This is a genomic window from Hyphobacterium sp. CCMP332 (assembly GCA_014323545.1).
GTDB lineage: Bacteria > Bacteroidota > Bacteroidia > Cytophagales > CCMP332 > CCMP332.
The window spans coordinates 3,077,072-3,094,823 of record CP058647.1; the positions used below are offsets into that span (position 1 = coordinate 3,077,072).

18 protein-coding genes are annotated in these 17,752 nt (G+C 34.9%); 11 read left to right on the forward strand and 7 right to left on the reverse strand.

Features of this window, described 5'->3' with window-relative positions:
* Positions 1–13: 13 nt before the first annotated feature.
* The 3 genes from HZR84_13580 to HZR84_13590 are packed head-to-tail and all read right to left on the reverse strand — an operon-like array spanning position 14 to position 2,882.
* Positions 14–1,474, reverse strand: coding sequence for a choice-of-anchor B family protein (locus HZR84_13580; protein ID QNL22926.1), 1,461 nt, complete (start codon positions 1,472–1,474; stop codon positions 14–16).
* A 58-nt stretch (positions 1,475–1,532) separates the two neighbouring features.
* Positions 1,533–1,775, reverse strand: coding sequence for a NifU family protein (locus HZR84_13585; GenBank protein QNL22927.1), 243 nt, complete (start codon positions 1,773–1,775; stop codon positions 1,533–1,535).
* A gap of 6 nt (positions 1,776–1,781) precedes the next feature.
* Positions 1,782–2,882 carry an Mrp/NBP35 family ATP-binding protein gene (locus HZR84_13590; GenBank protein ID QNL22928.1) on the reverse strand — a complete coding sequence of 367 codons (1,101 nt, stop codon included), beginning with the start codon at positions 2,880–2,882 and terminating at the stop codon, positions 1,782–1,784.
* Positions 2,883–2,986: 104 nt separating this feature from the next.
* Here HZR84_13590 and HZR84_13595 point away from each other — a divergent pair, with 104 nt between their 5' ends.
* Positions 2,987–4,927, forward strand: coding sequence for a DNA primase (locus tag HZR84_13595; GenBank protein ID QNL22929.1), 1,941 nt, complete (start codon positions 2,987–2,989; stop codon positions 4,925–4,927).
* 44 nt (positions 4,928–4,971) lie between these two features.
* Entirely contained in the window at positions 4,972–5,955 is a 984-nt protein-coding gene (locus HZR84_13600; GenBank protein ID QNL23271.1) for an NAD-binding protein, read from the forward strand.
* Positions 5,956–5,957: 2 nt separating this feature from the next.
* On the opposite strand, the gene HZR84_13605 is transcribed toward HZR84_13600, so the two are convergent.
* Positions 5,958–6,830 carry a hypothetical protein gene (locus HZR84_13605; protein ID QNL22930.1) on the reverse strand — a complete coding sequence of 291 codons (873 nt, stop codon included), beginning with the start codon at positions 6,828–6,830 and terminating at the stop codon, positions 5,958–5,960.
* Positions 6,831–6,923: 93 nt separating this feature from the next.
* Here HZR84_13605 and HZR84_13610 point away from each other — a divergent pair, with 93 nt between their 5' ends.
* The gene (locus HZR84_13610; GenBank protein QNL22931.1) at positions 6,924–8,120 is read left to right on the forward strand and encodes an O-antigen ligase family protein; all 1,197 of its coding nucleotides are present in this window, start codon (positions 6,924–6,926) and stop codon (positions 8,118–8,120) included.
* Here HZR84_13610 and HZR84_13615 read toward each other — a convergent pair.
* Complete coding sequence (locus HZR84_13615) at positions 8,110–9,168, reverse strand: NAD-dependent epimerase/dehydratase family protein (protein ID QNL22932.1); 1,059 nt, start codon at positions 9,166–9,168, stop codon at positions 8,110–8,112. The two genes, HZR84_13610 and HZR84_13615, sit on opposite strands and share 11 nt — an antisense overlap.
* Positions 9,165–9,839, reverse strand: a complete 675-nt coding sequence (locus tag HZR84_13620; protein ID QNL22933.1) for a WecB/TagA/CpsF family glycosyltransferase — start codon at positions 9,837–9,839, stop codon at positions 9,165–9,167. Before HZR84_13620 ends, HZR84_13615 begins: the two co-directional genes overlap by 4 nt.
* Positions 9,840–10,171: 332 nt before the next feature.
* On the opposite strand from HZR84_13620, the gene HZR84_13625 reads away from it, so the two are divergent.
* The 8 genes from HZR84_13625 to HZR84_13660 are packed head-to-tail and all read left to right on the forward strand — an operon-like array spanning position 10,172 to position 17,243.
* A complete protein-coding gene (locus tag HZR84_13625; GenBank protein ID QNL22934.1) occupies positions 10,172–10,855 on the forward strand; it encodes a sugar transferase in 684 nt (227 codons plus the stop codon).
* On the forward strand, positions 10,836–12,143 hold the full coding sequence (locus HZR84_13630) for an O-antigen ligase family protein (GenBank protein ID QNL22935.1): 1,308 nt from the start codon (positions 10,836–10,838) through the stop codon (positions 12,141–12,143). The genes HZR84_13625 and HZR84_13630 overlap by 20 nt, the downstream gene beginning before the upstream one ends.
* Before the next feature lie 52 nt (positions 12,144–12,195).
* Positions 12,196–13,419 (forward strand): bifunctional 3,4-dihydroxy-2-butanone-4-phosphate synthase/GTP cyclohydrolase II, encoded by a 1,224-nt coding sequence (locus HZR84_13635; protein QNL22936.1) that lies wholly within the window; start codon positions 12,196–12,198, stop codon positions 13,417–13,419.
* On the forward strand, positions 13,412–14,068 hold the full coding sequence (locus HZR84_13640) for a hypothetical protein (GenBank protein QNL22937.1): 657 nt from the start codon (positions 13,412–13,414) through the stop codon (positions 14,066–14,068). Before HZR84_13635 ends, HZR84_13640 begins: the two co-directional genes overlap by 8 nt.
* A 1-nt stretch (position 14,069) precedes the next feature.
* Positions 14,070–14,843 carry a 5'/3'-nucleotidase SurE gene (gene surE, locus HZR84_13645; protein ID QNL22938.1) on the forward strand — a complete coding sequence of 258 codons (774 nt, stop codon included), beginning with the start codon at positions 14,070–14,072 and terminating at the stop codon, positions 14,841–14,843.
* Positions 14,840–15,442, forward strand: coding sequence for a ribonuclease HII (locus tag HZR84_13650; protein ID QNL22939.1), 603 nt, complete (start codon positions 14,840–14,842; stop codon positions 15,440–15,442). Before surE ends, HZR84_13650 begins: the two co-directional genes overlap by 4 nt.
* Before the next feature lie 3 nt (positions 15,443–15,445).
* Positions 15,446–16,528 (forward strand): glycine cleavage system aminomethyltransferase GcvT, encoded by a 1,083-nt coding sequence (gene gcvT, locus HZR84_13655; protein ID QNL22940.1) that lies wholly within the window; start codon positions 15,446–15,448, stop codon positions 16,526–16,528.
* A 1-nt stretch (position 16,529) separates the two neighbouring features.
* Entirely contained in the window at positions 16,530–17,243 is a 714-nt protein-coding gene (locus tag HZR84_13660) for a 2-phosphosulfolactate phosphatase (protein ID QNL22941.1), read from the forward strand.
* Here the strand turns inward: HZR84_13660 and HZR84_13665 are convergent.
* A complete protein-coding gene (locus tag HZR84_13665; protein ID QNL22942.1) occupies positions 17,240–17,749 on the reverse strand; it encodes a hypothetical protein in 510 nt (169 codons plus the stop codon). The genes HZR84_13660 and HZR84_13665 overlap by 4 nt on opposite strands.
* Positions 17,750–17,752 lie beyond the last annotated feature (3 nt).

The following is a 17,752-nucleotide window of genomic DNA, read 5'->3' on the forward strand; positions in this document are numbered from 1 at the left end:
CGGTTTATCCTTTTTATTCCTTAAATATTTTCATCCTTTTTTCACCTTCGTTAAAAAATAAGTGAACAAAATAAATACCACTTTCCTCAGAACTGAGATCCAGTTGTATGTCTCTTCTGTAGATATTTGATTTTACCCTTGCAATTTCCAGTCCACGAATATCGTATACAACAATTTCATTAATGACATTTTGATCGCTTATTACATGAAAAATACCTTTGGACGGGTTAGGATAAATTTCAATATTATTTGCGCTGAAATTATTTAGGGCAACTGTAGTCACGGTATCCTCACAATATTTAGATGTATCCACTTCAACAACTTTGTCGAAATCTCCGCTACAGTTAGGGTAAGTACCATCATAGGTTAAAACAAACAATCCGTTTTTTCTGTCAGCCGCAATTATATTTCCAGATGGTAGATAAGGATATACGCCCCAGCAACCGCGATAATTGGGACTGTAATTTCCATTGCCTATAGTTGTATCTGTGTCAAAATAGCCAACCCTCGTGGGAGATGAAGGATTGGACACATCGTAAATCTGTACACCTTCATGATAGTATGAAATAATGGCAAGGCAATCTTTGATAAATGGATTATGTGCAATTGCACCGGGGTTTGGAGCAAAAGTACTTATGGCCTGCATATTGGTTAAATCAGTAATATCGACCATTTTTATAGGACTTGTCAGAGTTTCATCTGCCATAATGAGATGCGTTCCGTCTGAACTCATCCATGATGCATGATTAATTCCCGCAACAGGGTAATTCTGAATTGAACCGATTAAATCAGGATTTTCCGGATCGGTCATGTCAAATACATGTAGGCCATCATTACCTGTATTATTGAAATAAACAGAAAGATAAACAGTATCGTCATGAACAAATGCATCATGAGAAGTCGAATAATTTCCACTTACATTTATTCCATTTCGAATCCCTCCAATAAGGTATGGGTTCTCCGGGTCCTCAATACATAAAACATCCAAAGGATAATACGAACCACCTCTTGTGTTGCTTATAAGATATAAGCGATCATTGTTCACGTGAATATTATGACAATTTGAACTAAAAGTATTGTCATCATAGACTTTCACCACAGAATCGGGCAGGTATTGCAGGTCAAAAATTTGCAAAGTATTACCCGATGTCACATCGGCCACACCGAATGCATAATGCTTATAGGTTTTAAAATCCCTCCATATTCCGGTGCCTCCACCTGGAAAATAATCAATTTCCATTGGACTTGCCGCATTAGTAACATCAATAAAATAAGTACCGGAAACGCTACCGAAAATGGCATATTCTCTACCATCTGGTGCCACATAGCCCCAAATATCATTGAATTGTTCAGGATTGCCGGGTGTGACATTACTCGGATAAAAATTAGAGACCTCCGTCATATTCATACTCTGCTGGGCAATTGAAGTAAGTACGATTAGCGAAAGGATTATTGTAAGTATATTTTTGATCATAGTTTTAATTATATAATTATTCTAAATAAGGAGAAAAAGGGTAATTTGTATAAGTATTTTATTTAACGGGTAAATTAAGGGCTTTGACGTACTTAATTTCAGGTACAGCCTTTATAACAGATTCTTCTATTCCCGCTTTGAGAGTCATATTGGACATTGTACAGGAACTGCAATTTCCCTCAAATTCGATTACAAGCACGTTGTGTTTGATTTCTACTACTTTAACATCTCCACCGTCTTTGTTTAAATAGGGTCGTACCGTATCAAGTGCCTTTTCAATTCTTTCAAGCATATCCACCATTCTTCATCACATTTTCATTTCTACTATTTTTGTTTTTTCGTGATTTGCATTTCGTATGGCCACCTGTCGAGCCAAGTTACTGGATATTTCTAAAAATGAATCTTTAGTTGCACCATCTACTTGCTCCATCACAGGTTTTCCACTATCACCACTTTCACGAATGCTTTGCACAAGTGGAATTTGACCCAGGAAAGGAACATTATTTTTTTCAGATAAATTCACTCCTCCGTTTTTACCAAATATAAAATACTTATTTTCAGGCAATTCCTCAGGAGTAAAATAAGCCATATTCTCAACGATCCCTAGTACAGGCACATTAATTTGTTCCTGCTGAAACATAGCGAGACCTTTTTGTGCATCAGCTAAGGCAACCTTTTGCGGGGTAGTCACTATAAGAGCGCCTGTAACAGGTATACTTTGCACTAATGTGAGATGAATATCACTTGTTCCAGGAGGCAGGTCAATTATTAAATAATCCAAAGGACCCCAGTCGCAATCACTAAAAAATTGTTTTAAGGCTGAGCTCGCCATAGGTCCTCTCCAGACGATGGCAGAATCAGCAGGTGTAAGAAAACCAATTGAAATGAGTTTAACCCCGTATCTGGAAATAGGGATAATTTTATTTTTTCCATCTTCTTCAACAATGCCCGGTTTTTGATCTTCACATCCAAACATGGTGGGTTGAGAGGGCCCGAAGATATCAGCATCGATCAATCCTACTTTTGCACCTTGCTGAGCAAGCGCAACTGCCAGATTTGCACTTACCGTAGACTTGCCAACCCCCCCCTTACCACTGGCAACAGCGATTATATTTTTTACATTGGGAAGTAATGGAGCATCGTTTAATCGCGTACTTGTTACATTAGAACTCATAGTAATATTGAGTTCTATCTCGCTTCCAAAATCTTTTTGAAGTTCCTCAACGCAGCTTTTTCGGATCATTTCCTTTAATGGACAGGCCGGAGTTGTAAGCATAACGGTAAAGGAAATTTCATTAGTACTGAAATTAACATCCTGAATCATATTTAAGGAAACCAGATCTTTCTTTAAGTCCGGATCAATTACTCTTGAGAGGGCTTTGAGAATTTTTTCTTTTGATACGTTCATATGCTTCTAAGCAATTAAGCATTCAATTGGTTTCAAAAATATTGATTTTAATCCACAAAAAAGCTATATGAGATTATCAATCAAACACTATCTTTGAATACTCTATGGCCATAAGTCAGGATTCCATTCGCAAAGTAAAGGAAGTCGTTGATATTCTTGATGTTATCGGCGATTTTGTCAATCTGAAGAAAAAAGGGCAGAATTGGTTTGGTCTTTCACCATTTCAGGATGAAAAAACGCCATCGTTTTCGGTTTCTCCGGGCAAGGGAATATTCAAGGATTTCAGTTCAGGGAAAGCCGGAGATTCTATCACCTTTATTATGGAGCATGAACGGCTAAGCTATCTTGAAGCCATAAGATATTTAGCCAAAAAATACGGCATTGAATTAGAGGAAAGCGAACCCAGTCACGAAGAAAAACAAAAGGCAAGTGAAATCGAAAGTTTGCACATTGCTTTGAATTTCGCTAGAGATTACTTTATTAATCAATTAAAGAATTCTGAAAGTGGCAAGGCGATTGGGCTTTCCTATTTTAAAGAACGCGGGTTTACATCTCAAACAATTGAAAAATTTGAGTTGGGATATTCACAAACAAATTGGGATACATTTCTCAAGGAAGCCGAATCCAAACAATTTTCAAGAGAAATCCTAGAAAAAGCCGGTTTAATTATTGTAAAAGATGGAAAGGTTTACGATCGCTATCGTGGAAGGGTAATATTTCCTATCCACAACTTGATTGGGAAAGTAATTGGTTTTGGTGCGAGAATTTTGGGTAATGATAAAAATCAACCCAAATACATCAACTCACCGGAGACACCTGTTTATAATAAAAGCAAAGAGCTCTATGGATTTTATTTTGCTAAAAATGCCATACGCAATGAAGATGAATGCATCCTGGTTGAAGGTTATACAGATGTTATATCGCTAAATCAGGCCGGAATAGAAAATGTTATTGCATCAAGCGGCACGTCGCTTACTGAAGAACAGGTAAAGGTCATTCGTCGATTCACTAAAAATATCACTCTGATTTTTGATGGGGATGAAGCCGGACTTAAGGCTTCTGAAAGAGGTTTGCGATTGGTGCTTAAGGCAGGGATGAATTTAAAAGTAGTAACCCTTCCCGAAGGGATGGATCCGGATTCATTTGTCAAGCAAAAAGGCGGTGTTGATTTTAAAGACTTCCTGACCCGAAATAAGCAGGATTTCCTCAGCTTCAAAACAAAGGTTCAACTTGAATCAATACAGGGAGAACCATTTAAAAAAGCTGAACTTATCCGCGAAATAGTAGAAATTATTGCTTTGATACCCGATGCCATCACTCGTTCGGTATATTTTAAAGCATGTAGTGAATTACTGGATATTGATGAACAGGTACTGGTCTCCGAATACAACAAAAAAGTATTCAATCAAAACAGAGATAAGTACAAAAAAGGTTATTCTCAACAAAACGCAAGAGATTCGGAGCTATCCACTCCACATGATGATGTAAAGCAAAAAGTTAATATTAAAAGAGAAACGGAGTCTGAAATCAATGAGATGGAGGTGCTCAAATACCTCTTAAACTTTTCCAATATTTTTATAGAGCCCGACAATGTTAGTCTTGGTAAATACCTTCTCAATTCTATTTCAGATGTTGAATTTAAAAATCAAAAATATAACAAGGTACTCCAGGTTTATAAACAATTTGAGGATAAAGAAGCGTTTCCGGAAGTGAAGGATTTTTTAAACAATGAAGAATTTGAAGAATTAAGAGAAACTGTGATAAATATCATTTCAGAAAAGTATTCTGTTAGCGATAATTGGGAAAAGCAAAATATTTTTGTTCCACCTGCCGATCATGATTTAGTAAATAAATTATACTCAGACATTCATCGGTTGAAATGGAACAAAGTCAGAGAATTAAAGGAATCGGCTAGATATGAACTCAAAAAAATGAGTGAAAGCGGGGAAGCTGAGGAAAACTATATGAAAGTTTTAAAATATTTTAATGAGCTTAAAAAAATCGAGAAACATATATCAGGTGAATTGGGTAATGTGATTTCCTAATGATAATACGACGATACAATTATTTTAAACTTGTGACAGCTATTATAGTAGTGATTGCAAGCTTAACAACCGGGATTCTGGGATTTATGCTTATTGAGGGGTATAATCTCAGCGATGCATTTTATATGACGGTTATTACGATCTCTACGGTGGGGTACAAAGAAGTTCAACCTCTTTCACAAGCCGGAAGAATGTTTACGGCTGTATATATTTTTTTCAATCTGGGTATTTTTGCCTACATACTTTCTGTAATTTCGACCTATGTATTTGAGGGTGAGATTAGGCAAATGCTCACTAATTATAAAATTCTGCGAAAAATGAGGAATTTAAAAGGACATGTGATCGTCTGCGGTTTTGGTAGAAATGGAAGCAAGGCTTGTGAAGAATTGCTTGCAGGAAAACATACCGTTGTTATTATCGACAGCAATGAAAACGTTATTGAAAATGAAGAGTTAAAAAATAACCCTGAAATTTTCTTTATCAAAGGAGATGCAACTCACGATGAAACTTTGAAAAATGCAGGAATTGAAAATGCCAGAGCATTGATTTCTACCATGCCTAAAGATTCGGATAACGTGTTTGTAACCTTAACCGCGCGTCAATTGAATCCTAGTGTCAATATAATTTCACGGGCTTCGGAAGAAACATCTGAAAGCAAACTCATAAGAGCCGGAGCCAATAAAGTGGTTATGCCCGATGCGGTGGGAGGAAGGCATATGGCCACACTTGTGACTAAACCCGATGTTGTGGAATTTATTGAAATGATGAATGGAATAGGGCAGGATTCCTTGCGACTTGATAATATTAACTATTATCAATTAAAAGATGAATGGAGAAATAAAAGCATAGGCGAACTGGATATTCGTAAAAAAACGGGCGCGACCGTAATTGCCATCAAGGATCAGTTTGGTTTTACTCTAAATCCACAAGCAGGAAAATCATTAATTGAAGGGCAGACCATGATTGTGCTGGGAAGTTCTCAGGAATTGGAAAAGCTCAGCCATTACAAAAAAAATCATTTTGATTGAATTTAATCGATCTTTTTAAGTGACCTATTTAACTCAATGATTAATAAAAAGACAAAACTTATTATTGAGCCAGCTATTACAAAAGCGATAATAAAAGGTGTCCAACGGGGATAAACGTGTTTGTCATAAATTTCCAGCTTACTTAATTCTTCAAATGAATTGTTGAATTCAGTTAGGTACCAGGCCTTCACATAATTTTCATAAATCCTCATACTGCCGAAATAGAAATCACCTAATCCCTGAATAATCAAGTCATTTCCTGCAACATTTGGGTCAAATCCATCTTTTGCAAAACTTTCTTTTATTTTCGACATACTATTAATATCATTTTCGTAGAGTTGCTTGATATCTTTTTGTCTTTCTAAGAAAAATTCCTGTCTTTTTTTTATGTATTCCTGACTGCGTAAATAGTTTAGCAATGCATCTTTCAAAACTGGCAATTTATTTTTATCTGATGACCTTAATCTCAATTCAAAAACCTGATCTTTTTCGTATTCCGTAAGATTTTCATTGATGGTAATTTTCCTTTTTGTCACGTATTCCTCATCTATAAGACTCGTAATTTGATATCCTCCAAAAGATTGTGCCAATTCCGCAGGAATATTTAATGTTTTAGCAATGCTTTGAGGTTTTCTATCATCTATATGATGATTCAAGGGTGTTAAAATTTCAGAGATAAAATGATATTCAATAATATTTGATTTTACTATCAAACTTCCTTCATAAGACTTTGGAATATAGAGTTTTGCAGAAACAAAAAGGACGGCAAGAAGTACATTAATAACCAAAAGAGTCTTGAAATTTGCCCTAATTGAAACTACCAGCCATTTAATTACTTTGAGTAAGTTAATTTGATTGCTATCCTGATTTGACATGAATTCTTTACTTTGCGGCAAATATAGATCGATACGAAGCTAATTTACAATTATTGTTTCTGATCAGCGTATTTTAGTTTATCAATAACGAATATGTCCAAAGAGATTTCATCTAATCAATTAGTTGTTTCAGGAATCAATATCAACCGATCTTCCTTCTTTCTTTATATTCTATTGATTCCATCTTTAATTGCATATCATGCTTTTGACAGAGCCAAACTCATTTATTTTATACCTGTAATAATGTTAGCTCTTTTTTTATTTGAGAATCTTTTTACCACTAAAAAAGAGAAGGGGTTAAGATTTGAACCCAATATGGTCTTCTCTCTGATTCTTTATTTAACCTTGATGCTGGTAGGACTGCTTTTGAATTATGAATCGATCAATTACAAAGCATTTATCAGAGATATTTTAATCATTTTAAGTCCGATCATAGTATTTGTAATGAAAATGTCCTTTAATGAAAATCATATTAAATGGCTTTTTATTGCTTCCGTAATTTCATATTTCGCCTGGGTTGGAATTGACCTTGAATTCGATTGGTCTTTCAATTTTGTCAGATCAAATTATAATATGTCTTCAGAATTTCACAACGGCGTAATTCTGGGATGTTTTTTTCTTTTTTTTATTTACAGAAAAATGTTTTTGTGGGCCATTCCCGCCGCTTTACTGATACTCATGTCCGGCAAAAGAAGTATAATTTTGGGTATAGTTCCCGCGATGGCTACTTATTATCTTTTGATCAATCCTTTAAATATTGATAAAAATAAATACTTATTGGCCCTAATTTTGGCGATATACTTCTTTATATTTTATGCTATTGGTTCCAACCTTGACACTTTCGCAAAATGGTTTCTTGAAATGATTGGAATGGACTCCCAAGATTCATTGAATCGTTTTTTAATGGGTAGAGAAGTTTTTATTAGTTATTTAAAAACACATATTGATCAAAGTGAACTACTTCAATATCTTTTTGGATATGGCCCCGGTCAAGCGGATGTATTTACACATGACATAATAAGACCTGATTGGGGAGCAGAAAAAAGAGAGTTTGTAAACCCCCATAATGACATATTAAAAATCAGATTCGATTATGGGTTGATCGGCAGTTTGTCACTTTTTATCTTGTTTTATTCTTCATATATAAGAACGAAAATGGGTATTCAAATATTTCTTTACAGCATACCCTTATTATTGGTGGACAACTCGTTTATATTTATTTATTACTGGTTTATTGCACTAACAGTTGCTCGTTTTGAAGATAGCGAACCACAATCTATTAAGACTTAGCAATTCTTTTTTCCCAAGCTTCAGCTATTTCAACAAATGTAGTTTTGAGGTCTTTGGTAATATTCCAATTCGGGTAATGTTCTTTCATTTTTGATAAATCGGAAATATAGCAAATATGGTCACCAATCCTGTTGTTTTCATCGTACCGATATTTCATTTTTTTTCCGGAAATAGAAGAAATTAAATCAAATGCTTCAAGAATAGAAATAGAATTATCTCTACCACCTCCTATATTGTATACTTCAGCTTCACGAGGTGAAGTCAAAAATTCATCTATAAATGTCGCTACGTCGTATGAATGAATATTATCTCTTACTTGTTTTCCTTTATAACCAAAAATAATATACTCTTTCTCAATCAAATTACATTTTATTAAATAGCTTAGAAAGCCGTGTAGTTCAACGCCACTATGGTTTGGACCAGTTAGACAACCACCTCTTAAACAGCAGGTTGGCATACCAAAGTATCTGCCATACTCCTGAACCATAATGTCTGCTGCTACTTTCGAGGCACCAAAAATCGAATGTTTGGATTGATCGATGGAAAAACTTTCCTTAATTCCATTTTTGTATTGAGAATCATTGTAGTCCCATCTTTTATCTAGCTCAATGAGATCAATATTATTTGGAGCGTCTCCGTAAACTTTGTTGGTAGACATATGCACAAATGGGACATCGGTCGAATACAATCTTATACTTTCCAATAAATTTAATGTACCAACTGCATTGACATCAAAATCATCAAATGGGCGACTCGCTGCCAAATCATGACTTGGTTGTGCTGCTGCATGGATTACAGCATCCGGTTTTATTTTTAACACAAATTCAGAAAGCATTTTTCTATCTCTGATATCGATATTATGATGTTCGTAATTTTTAAAAATGGATTCCAACCGATGTGCATTCCAGGTAGTATCGCCTGAATCACCAAAAAAATCGGCTCTCATGTTGTTATCTATACCAACAATTTTTATTCCTTTTTCTGCAAAATACGTAACTACTTCACTTCCAATTAGTCCTGCCGATCCTGTTATTAATATTGTTCTCATTGAATAGGTGTCTTTTTAAATAATCTGTAATTGAGAAAAAAGAAAATAAATTTTGTATTAGTAATCAGATATCTTCGCCATAATCTTTTAGGTTCCTGAATTAATCTAAATAACCATTCCAAACCAGAATCTTGCATCCATTTCGGAGCTTGATTTAATGTCCCTGCATGAAAATCAAATGCTGCACCAACAGCCATCATAGCTGCATTTATTTTCCCTTTATGATTGGCCACCCATTTTTCCTGTCGGGGACACCCTCTGCCTACTAATACTATATTCGCGCCTGATTCATTTATTTTTTGAATATCCTCTATATCCTCTTGGGGGCTGGCTTCGCGAAATCTGTCGATATGAATTCCTGAAATTATTATGTCAGGAAAAGCATTTTCAATAAATAATCTAAATTTATTTAAAGTTTCTTTTGTGCTTCCATAAAGATAAATTTTCATAGAAAGAGCATTGGCTTTTTTTAATACTTCCAATGTAAGGTCCGGTCCGTAAACGCGGTCTTTCATACCTAATTTATAAATGCTATTCAATGCCCACCTAATTGGTTGACCATCAGGAACTATTAAATCAATTTTGTGTATCAAATTTCTTAATTCTTGATCTTCTAATGAAGTAATGAGACCATGAACAGCTAATGCTGATACTCCAAAACTTTTTTTCATTTTAGCGTTTTCAATTATAATATTTGAAGCAGAGTTGTAATCTACATTGGCGTATTCCGGTAAAAAGAGTTTATATTTTTTGAATTCTTTGATAAAGAGGAATTTTTAGATGAAATCAATTGAAGCGCGAAATAAAGAAAATTGATTATTATTTAATAAAAAGCGATTGATTAAATAATATTGCATTCCTTTTAGGTTGATAGTTCATTACAATTATTCTTGCTTTATACAATAACACAATTAAATATCCGTATATAATATGTCATTGATGTATTAATTTTTTAGGGTTTTTTAAAAATGGATTGTACAAGCATATAGTGAATTCATAAAAAATGGGAAAACGCCTGTCGCTTAATATAGATTTAAATCAAGCTCCTCGTATTTACGCCAAACGGTGGGATACTACAGAAAATAATGTTATTTATTCTGATAAGCTTAAAAGAGCTATTGATTTCATTCTATCACTACTTTTTATCATTACTATTGGCTGGTTTATTCTTCCATTAATTGCAATATTAATTTCAATCGATTCTAAAGGCCCTGTATTTTTTAGGCAATTGAGAAATGGCTACAAGGGAAAGAAATTTTATTGTTTGAAATTCAGAACAATGTATTACCCTTGCGAGCAGCAATTTCAACAAGCTAAAAAGAACGATTCCAGAATTACAGGAATAGGCAAATTGCTTAGAAAAACCAGTTTAGATGAACTGCCTCAAATTTTTAATATTTTGAATGGAGATATGTCATTGGTAGGCCCAAGGCCACATCCTATTCCTCTGGATGATGAGTATTCGGAAAAAATCGGGTCTTATTTGAAAAGATATGAAAGCAAACCCGGCTTAACAGGTTTAGCTCAAATTAAAGGTTTTCGAGGAGAGACTGCAACAGATTACGATATGAAAAACAGATTGCGCATGGATTTGGTATATGTCAAGCGCAGAAATGTTTTAATGGATATTGGTATTATTTTCAAATCGTTTCTATTAATTTTCAAAGGTGGTCCAAACGCCTTTTAGAAAAATAGAAGGATATATTGATAAAGGCTATCTATTATCACTTTTTGTAATAGCTCTAACCTTACCAATAAGTCCTTTTTTTCTTCAGAATATTTTATCATACAGTACAATTCTGTTCCTGATTTTTTCTCTCGGAAAGATCTTTATAAATAAAGATTTTTCATTAAAAGAGAATAAAATATCTCTTACTCTGTTCTCTTCTATTTTTTTATGGTGGGCATTCGGAATTCTATATTCTGAAAATATTAATTCTGCCTTTCGCCTACTGGAAACCAAATTGGGACTTCTGTTAATTCCATTTTTTATATTGACAATTAGTCCTTTGAGTAAAAAGAATTTTAAATCCTTACTAAAGGCATATGCTTTAGGAATTACAGTTTATATGCTTTTTTCATACCTGATGGTATTCATTCAAAATTATCAGTACAATGAATTTAAGCAAATAGTGTTTCCCTTCTATATGTATCACAGCCTGGTTCATTTTATTGGAATGCACGCTACTTACATGGCCATTCAGGTTGCGATGGCAATAATTATCGTTTTGGACATTAGTATAGATAATAAATTCAAAAAATTATCAGTAAATATTTTGAATTTACTCTGGATATCATTCTTAATCTTTGTGTTGTTTAGTCTTACTGTCAAAATGATAATTTTGGCCTTTCTCCTTTCATTGATAGTATTCATCTTTGTCAGAATAGGATTCAATCGCGCTTTAAAAATTATCTTGCCTTTATTATTGATAGGTCTTGTGTCAGTTTGGGTTTTGTCAGATCATAAGCGATTCAAAGAACGCTTGGGATTAAATGAAAAAATATCCATTGAACACTATGGTATGGATCCGGAAAATAATAAGGGCAAATGGGGAAGTTTAAATATGCGAATTGCACTGGCAAAAATAAACCTGGAGGTGATAAAGAAAAATCCAGTTTTTGGTGTTGGAATTGGTGATGAGAAAGATGCAAGACTCAATGCTTACATGGCGTATGATTTTAAATTTGGGATAAACCATGGCTTCAATGAACACAATCAATATTTGAACTTATTACTAAGTGCAGGGATGGTTGGTCTATTTATTTTTATTATTGTTATTGCCTATCCGGTAGTCCTGGCGTTTAAATCTAAAGATGCAATTTACCTGGCTTATTTATCACTGATAATCATGTCTTTCCTTACGGAGAATTATTTATCAAGACAAATCGGAGTAATGTTTTTTGCCTTCTTTCACAGCTTATTTTGGCAACAATTGTCATACGCGAATAAAACTATTCAGTCAAATTCTGTGTAATGTTTGTGAGGTTTTTAAGCTAAACTTACTTTTGTATAATTCAATATAGAAGATGAATTCAGAAAAAATCAAATTAGATACTATAGAAGATGCCATTCAGGCTATTAAAAATGGTGAAGTGATAATAGTCGTCGATGATGAAGATCGCGAAAATGAGGGTGACTTTATTTGTGCAGCTGAAGCAATAACTCCAGAGATCGTCAATTTTATGGCCACTCATGGTAGAGGCTTAATTTGTGCTCCATTAATTGAGGAACGCTGCGATGAACTGGAACTTGAATTAATGGTAGGTAAGAATACAGCATTGCATGCCACTCCATTTACGGTTTCTGTTGATTTGCTTGGCCATGGTTGTACTACTGGCATATCTGCAAGCGATAGATCCAAAACCATCATGGCTTTGGTTGATGATTCCACCACACCAAAAGATTTAGGAAGGCCCGGACACATATTTCCATTAAAAGCAAAATCAGGAGGGGTTTTACGGCGAACAGGTCATACAGAAGCATCCATTGATTTTGCCAGATTAGCCGGATTTAAACCAGCAGGGGTACTTGTTGAAATTATGAATGAAGACGGTACAATGGCCAGATTGCCTGATTTGAGAGAAGTGGCAGATAAATTTGACTTGAAACTGGTTACTATTCAGGATCTTATTGCCTATAGAATTAAAAAAGAAAGCCTGATTAAAAAAGAGATTGAAGTTAATATGCCAACAAAATACGGTGATTTTCTCATGGTAGCTTATAAACAAATTAATTCCGGGGAAATTCATTTGGCAATGACCAAGGGAAATTGGGACAAAAATGAGGAAGTGCTTGTAAGAGTTCATTCTTCCTGTGTCACTGGTGATATTTTTGGTTCCTTACGTTGCGATTGCGGAGATCAGTTACAATCTGCTTTGAAAATGGTGGCCAAGAATGGGAAAGGCGTGGTTTTGTATATGAATCAGGAAGGCCGGGGAATTGGCTTATTAAACAAACTAAAAGCATATAAACTACAGGAAGAAGGCCTTGATACTGTGGAAGCCAATCTAAAACTGGGATTTGATATGGATCAAAGGGATTATGGCGTAGGAGCACAAATATTGCGAGACCTTGGGATTCGTAAAATGCGTTTAATCAGCAATAATCCAAATAAAAGAGCCGGATTAATGGGCTATGGCTTAGAAATTGTAGAAAAGGTAGCAATTGAAGTTTGCCCGAACCCACACAATCAAAATTATCTTAAAACAAAACGAGATAAGATGGGTCATGAGATCCTGAAAAATGAATAGGTTTTTTTTAATTATATTAATTATAATCTCTGTTGTTAATTCTGGTAAATCTCAGGAGCTCAGCACCGACATATGGCATGAGGGGACAATCGTATTAAAAACCAATGACACTTTAAGGGGAGTTGTAAAATACAACATCGAAGAAAATATTTTACAGTACAGGTATTCAAACAAGATGATCACTCTTTCGCCCAATAAAATCATCTCCTTCTATTTTTACGATGAATTAATTAAAGCAAACAGGTATTTTAGATCCCTTGAATACAGTCCGTATTCCAGCTATAAGCCGGAAATGTTTTTTGAAGTATTGGTAGTTGGGAATCTTTCGCTTTTGGCAAGGGAATATATTTCTTATGAAACCAGAATGATCAACGATCCATTTCTAACCAATGACCCATACTATAATATGTATGCGAACTCAGCCTCAAACTATGTTACGAGAAGGGTTATCAATTATCATTTCTATTTTTTTAATCACAATAGCAAAAATCAAAATGTAATCCTATACAAGGAAAAGAAAAAAGATTTGTATCGATTGATGAACGATAAACAAGACGAAATAAAACAGTTTATTAAGGAGAAAAAAATACTTTATAATACCAGAAAAGGACTTAGTGTTATTACAGAATATTACAACTCACTAAAATAAAATGGCAAACAAACCATTAATATTAATTTCCAACGATGATGGAATTACTGCTCCAGGAATAAGAGTATTGGTAGAAGAAATGAAGAAGTTGGGAGAGGTCATTGTCGTTGCTCCGAACAGCCCCCAATCGGGCATGGGACATGCCATTACAATAGGAGAAACCTTAAGACTGGTCAAATCAAATATATTTGAGGGTGTCCCTGCATATGAATGTTCAGGTACTCCGGCCGATTGCATTAAACTGGCTAAACATCACATTCTAAATGATAGAAATCCCGATTTGGTTGTCAGCGGCGTTAACCATGGCAGCAATACCTCTGTTAGTGTATTGTATTCGGGCACCATGTCTGCGGCAATAGAGGCGGCCATAGAAGGCCTTCCAGCCATTGGATTTTCATTGTGTGATTACAGCCATGAAGCCAGTTTTGAACACGTACGAAAGTATATTTACCGCATTGCTGAATATGTTTTAAAGAATGGCCTGGAAGAAGGTGTCGCATTAAATGTAAATTTCCCACCCGAGAAAAAAGAAAGCATTAAGGGCTTGAGAATTAGCAGACAGGCAATCGCTAAATGGAAGGAAGCATTCGATGAAAGAGTTGATCCACAGGGCCAAACCTATTTCTGGTTAACCGGTAGATTTATAAATAATGACCTAAGTGAGGAAACGGATGAATGGGCCATTGCCAACAATTATGTGTCTGTAGTACCTTGTCATTATGATTTAACAGCTTACAAATCAGTGGACAATTTGAAGATTAAACTGAAAATTTGAGCCTCAGTTACTCATTTTCCAAAAATCAAATTGAAGTTGGACTTGATGAAGCGGGCAGAGGTTGCCTGGCCGGTCCGGTTTTTGCCGCTGCAGTTATTTTAAAACCTGATATTGAAATAGCGGGTCTAAACGATTCCAAGAAACTAAGTGAAAAAGAGCGGTATCGTTTAGAAGAAGAAATAAAAGATTGTGCTGAATATTTTGCTATTGAAATGTGTGACAATTATGAAATTGATGAATTAAACATTTTAAAAGCTTCAATTAGGGCTATGCATAAATGTCTCGATACATTAAACTCTAAAGTTGAATTGATTCTTGTCGATGGAAATCAATTCCATAATTACTGCGATATTCCATTTAAAACCATTATAAAAGGGGATTCTAAATTTGCGAGCATAGCAGCAGCTTCTATTTTAGCTAAATGTGCCAGAGACAGATTTATGGAATCAATTCACAATGAATTTGAAGTTTATAACTGGAAAAAAAACAAGGGGTATCCTACAATTGAACACCGAAAAGCAATTCGGGAATTTGGTACTTGTTCATACCACAGAAAAAGTTTTAAATTACTTCCCGATTCACAATTAGATATTTTTTAATAAATGGGTATAAAAAAAATAACACTTTACGACACTCATAAAAATTTAGGTGCTAAGCTAATTGAGTTTGCGGGATATGAAATGCCCGTGAGGTATTCATCCGATATTGAAGAACATATGAAGGTTAGAGAGGGAGTAGGTATTTTTGACGTCTCTCATATGGGGGAATTTTGGATTGAAGGAGATTCAGCCTTTGACCTTGTTCAATATGCAACGAGCAATGATGTTTCAAAACTTAGCGATGGCAAAGTTCAATACTCATGTTTACCTAATGATCATGGTGGTATCGTTGATGATTTGCTGGTCTACAGAATTTCTGAATCAAGTTATATGCTGGTTGTAAATGCAAGCAATATTGAAAAAGACTGGAACCGACTAGTTGATTTGAACAAGCAATTTGGAGCAAAAATGAGTAATAGGTCTGATGATTATTCACTTTTTGCTGTTCAGGGCCCAAAAGCAATAGAAGTACTCCAAAAGCTATGTTCAGTTGACCTACGTGAGATTCCCTATTACAATTTTAGAATTGATGAATTTGCCAAAAAATCGGACGTTATAATTTCAGCAACCGGATATACAGGTTCGGGAGGATTTGAAATTTATGTTAAGAATGAAGATGCCAAAGAGGTATGGGATGCTATAATGCAGGCCGGGCAAAATTTTCAAATTGCGCCGATAGGATTAGGGGCGCGTGATACCTTGCGTCTTGAAATGGGATTTTGCTTGTATGGCAATGACATTAATGACTCTACAAGTCCACTGGAAGCAGGCCTGGGTTGGATTACTAAACCGGATACCAATTTTGTGGCAAGTGAATTAATTCTAAAGCAAAAAGCGGAAGGATTAAAACGTAAACTGGTTGGATTTAAAATGCTTGAACGGGGGATTCCGAGACATGGATATGACATTGAAATAGAAAATGAAATTGTTGGCCAGGTGACCTCAGGCAGTCAATCACCGGTATTGAATTGCGGAATTGGAATGGGCTATATACCTTTTGGTAAACATAAGGCAGGAACAGAAATATTCATAAAAGTGAGAAACAGATCCCTCAAAGCAGAGATTGTTAAATTACCATTTATCTAATATGTCATCAGTTTCGGTATGCCTCAGCACAGACTTAATTGCGCATCATGGCGATATTAGTGAAAAACAAGTAGTTATAATTGATATTCTAAGAGCTACTTCTTGTATGCTTAGTGCTTTTATGGAGGGTGCAGAGCATATTAAAGCATTTGATGATCTTGATAAATGCAGGATTATGAAATCAGAGGGGTATTTAATTGCCGGAGAAAGGGAGGGAAAAAAAGTTGAAGACTTCGATTTAGGTAATTCTCCTTATGATTATATAGATTTTGGGGTAAAGGGTAAGAAAATAGCGATGACTACTACCAATGGCACCAAAGCACTTATAAAATCTTCGTCTTCTAAAAATATTTATATAGGGTCTTTTATAAATGCTCAAGCAGTTGCCGATAAATTAAAAAATGGAAATTCCGAAGTACTTTTATTTTGTGCTGGATGGAAAGGACGGCCAAATTCGGAAGACTCGCTTTTTGCCGGGATGATAATTTCGCACCTAATTGAATCCAATTTTGGATTAGATGGGGATGAAGCGCTGATGTGCTTTGATTTCTACAAAAAGAATGAAAATAACATCTATAATGTCATAAAAAATTCAGCTCATGCCAAACGCCTTGCTAAGCACACAGATATTCAAAAAGATCTTGAATATTGTTCTCAAATTAATAAAAGCAGACTTGTACCCGTTTTTACAAATAATGAAATAAGACCGGCTTAATTTTTTGAATTGCTTTCTGTTTCCGCGGGTTTCTGATTTCCTTTTAATGCCTGGTTCATTAAATATTTCTCAGTCAGAGTTTCGATGGGTTTTAGTAATAGAGCTATCAAACCTTTAAATAATAATCCAAGCCAAATATTATCCCCGATCTGGGCTTCTATTTGAGGTTCCAAAACACCTTCTGAAATTAAGAATAGAGCTACTGCAACCAAAAGCACAATAGTAGTTGCTTTTCGTCCAACTCTGGCCTTAGTGAGCTCGTCTATTGTATTTTGAAGCTCTACATTTTTATCCTGAAGTTTACCATTTAGATTGTTAAGCTTATTCTGAAGTCTGTCGCTGACTTTAGTAATGAGCATGCCCTGATCCAGAAGATCTTCATAGTAGTTTTTAATCTGAAGAAGTTCCTCCTTATATTCATCCTTAGAAACACCATCCTTTTCTAGAAATTCCTGAATGTGTTCTAATATGGCAGTTTCTTTTTCGAAAACATGCCTTTTTGCCATAAA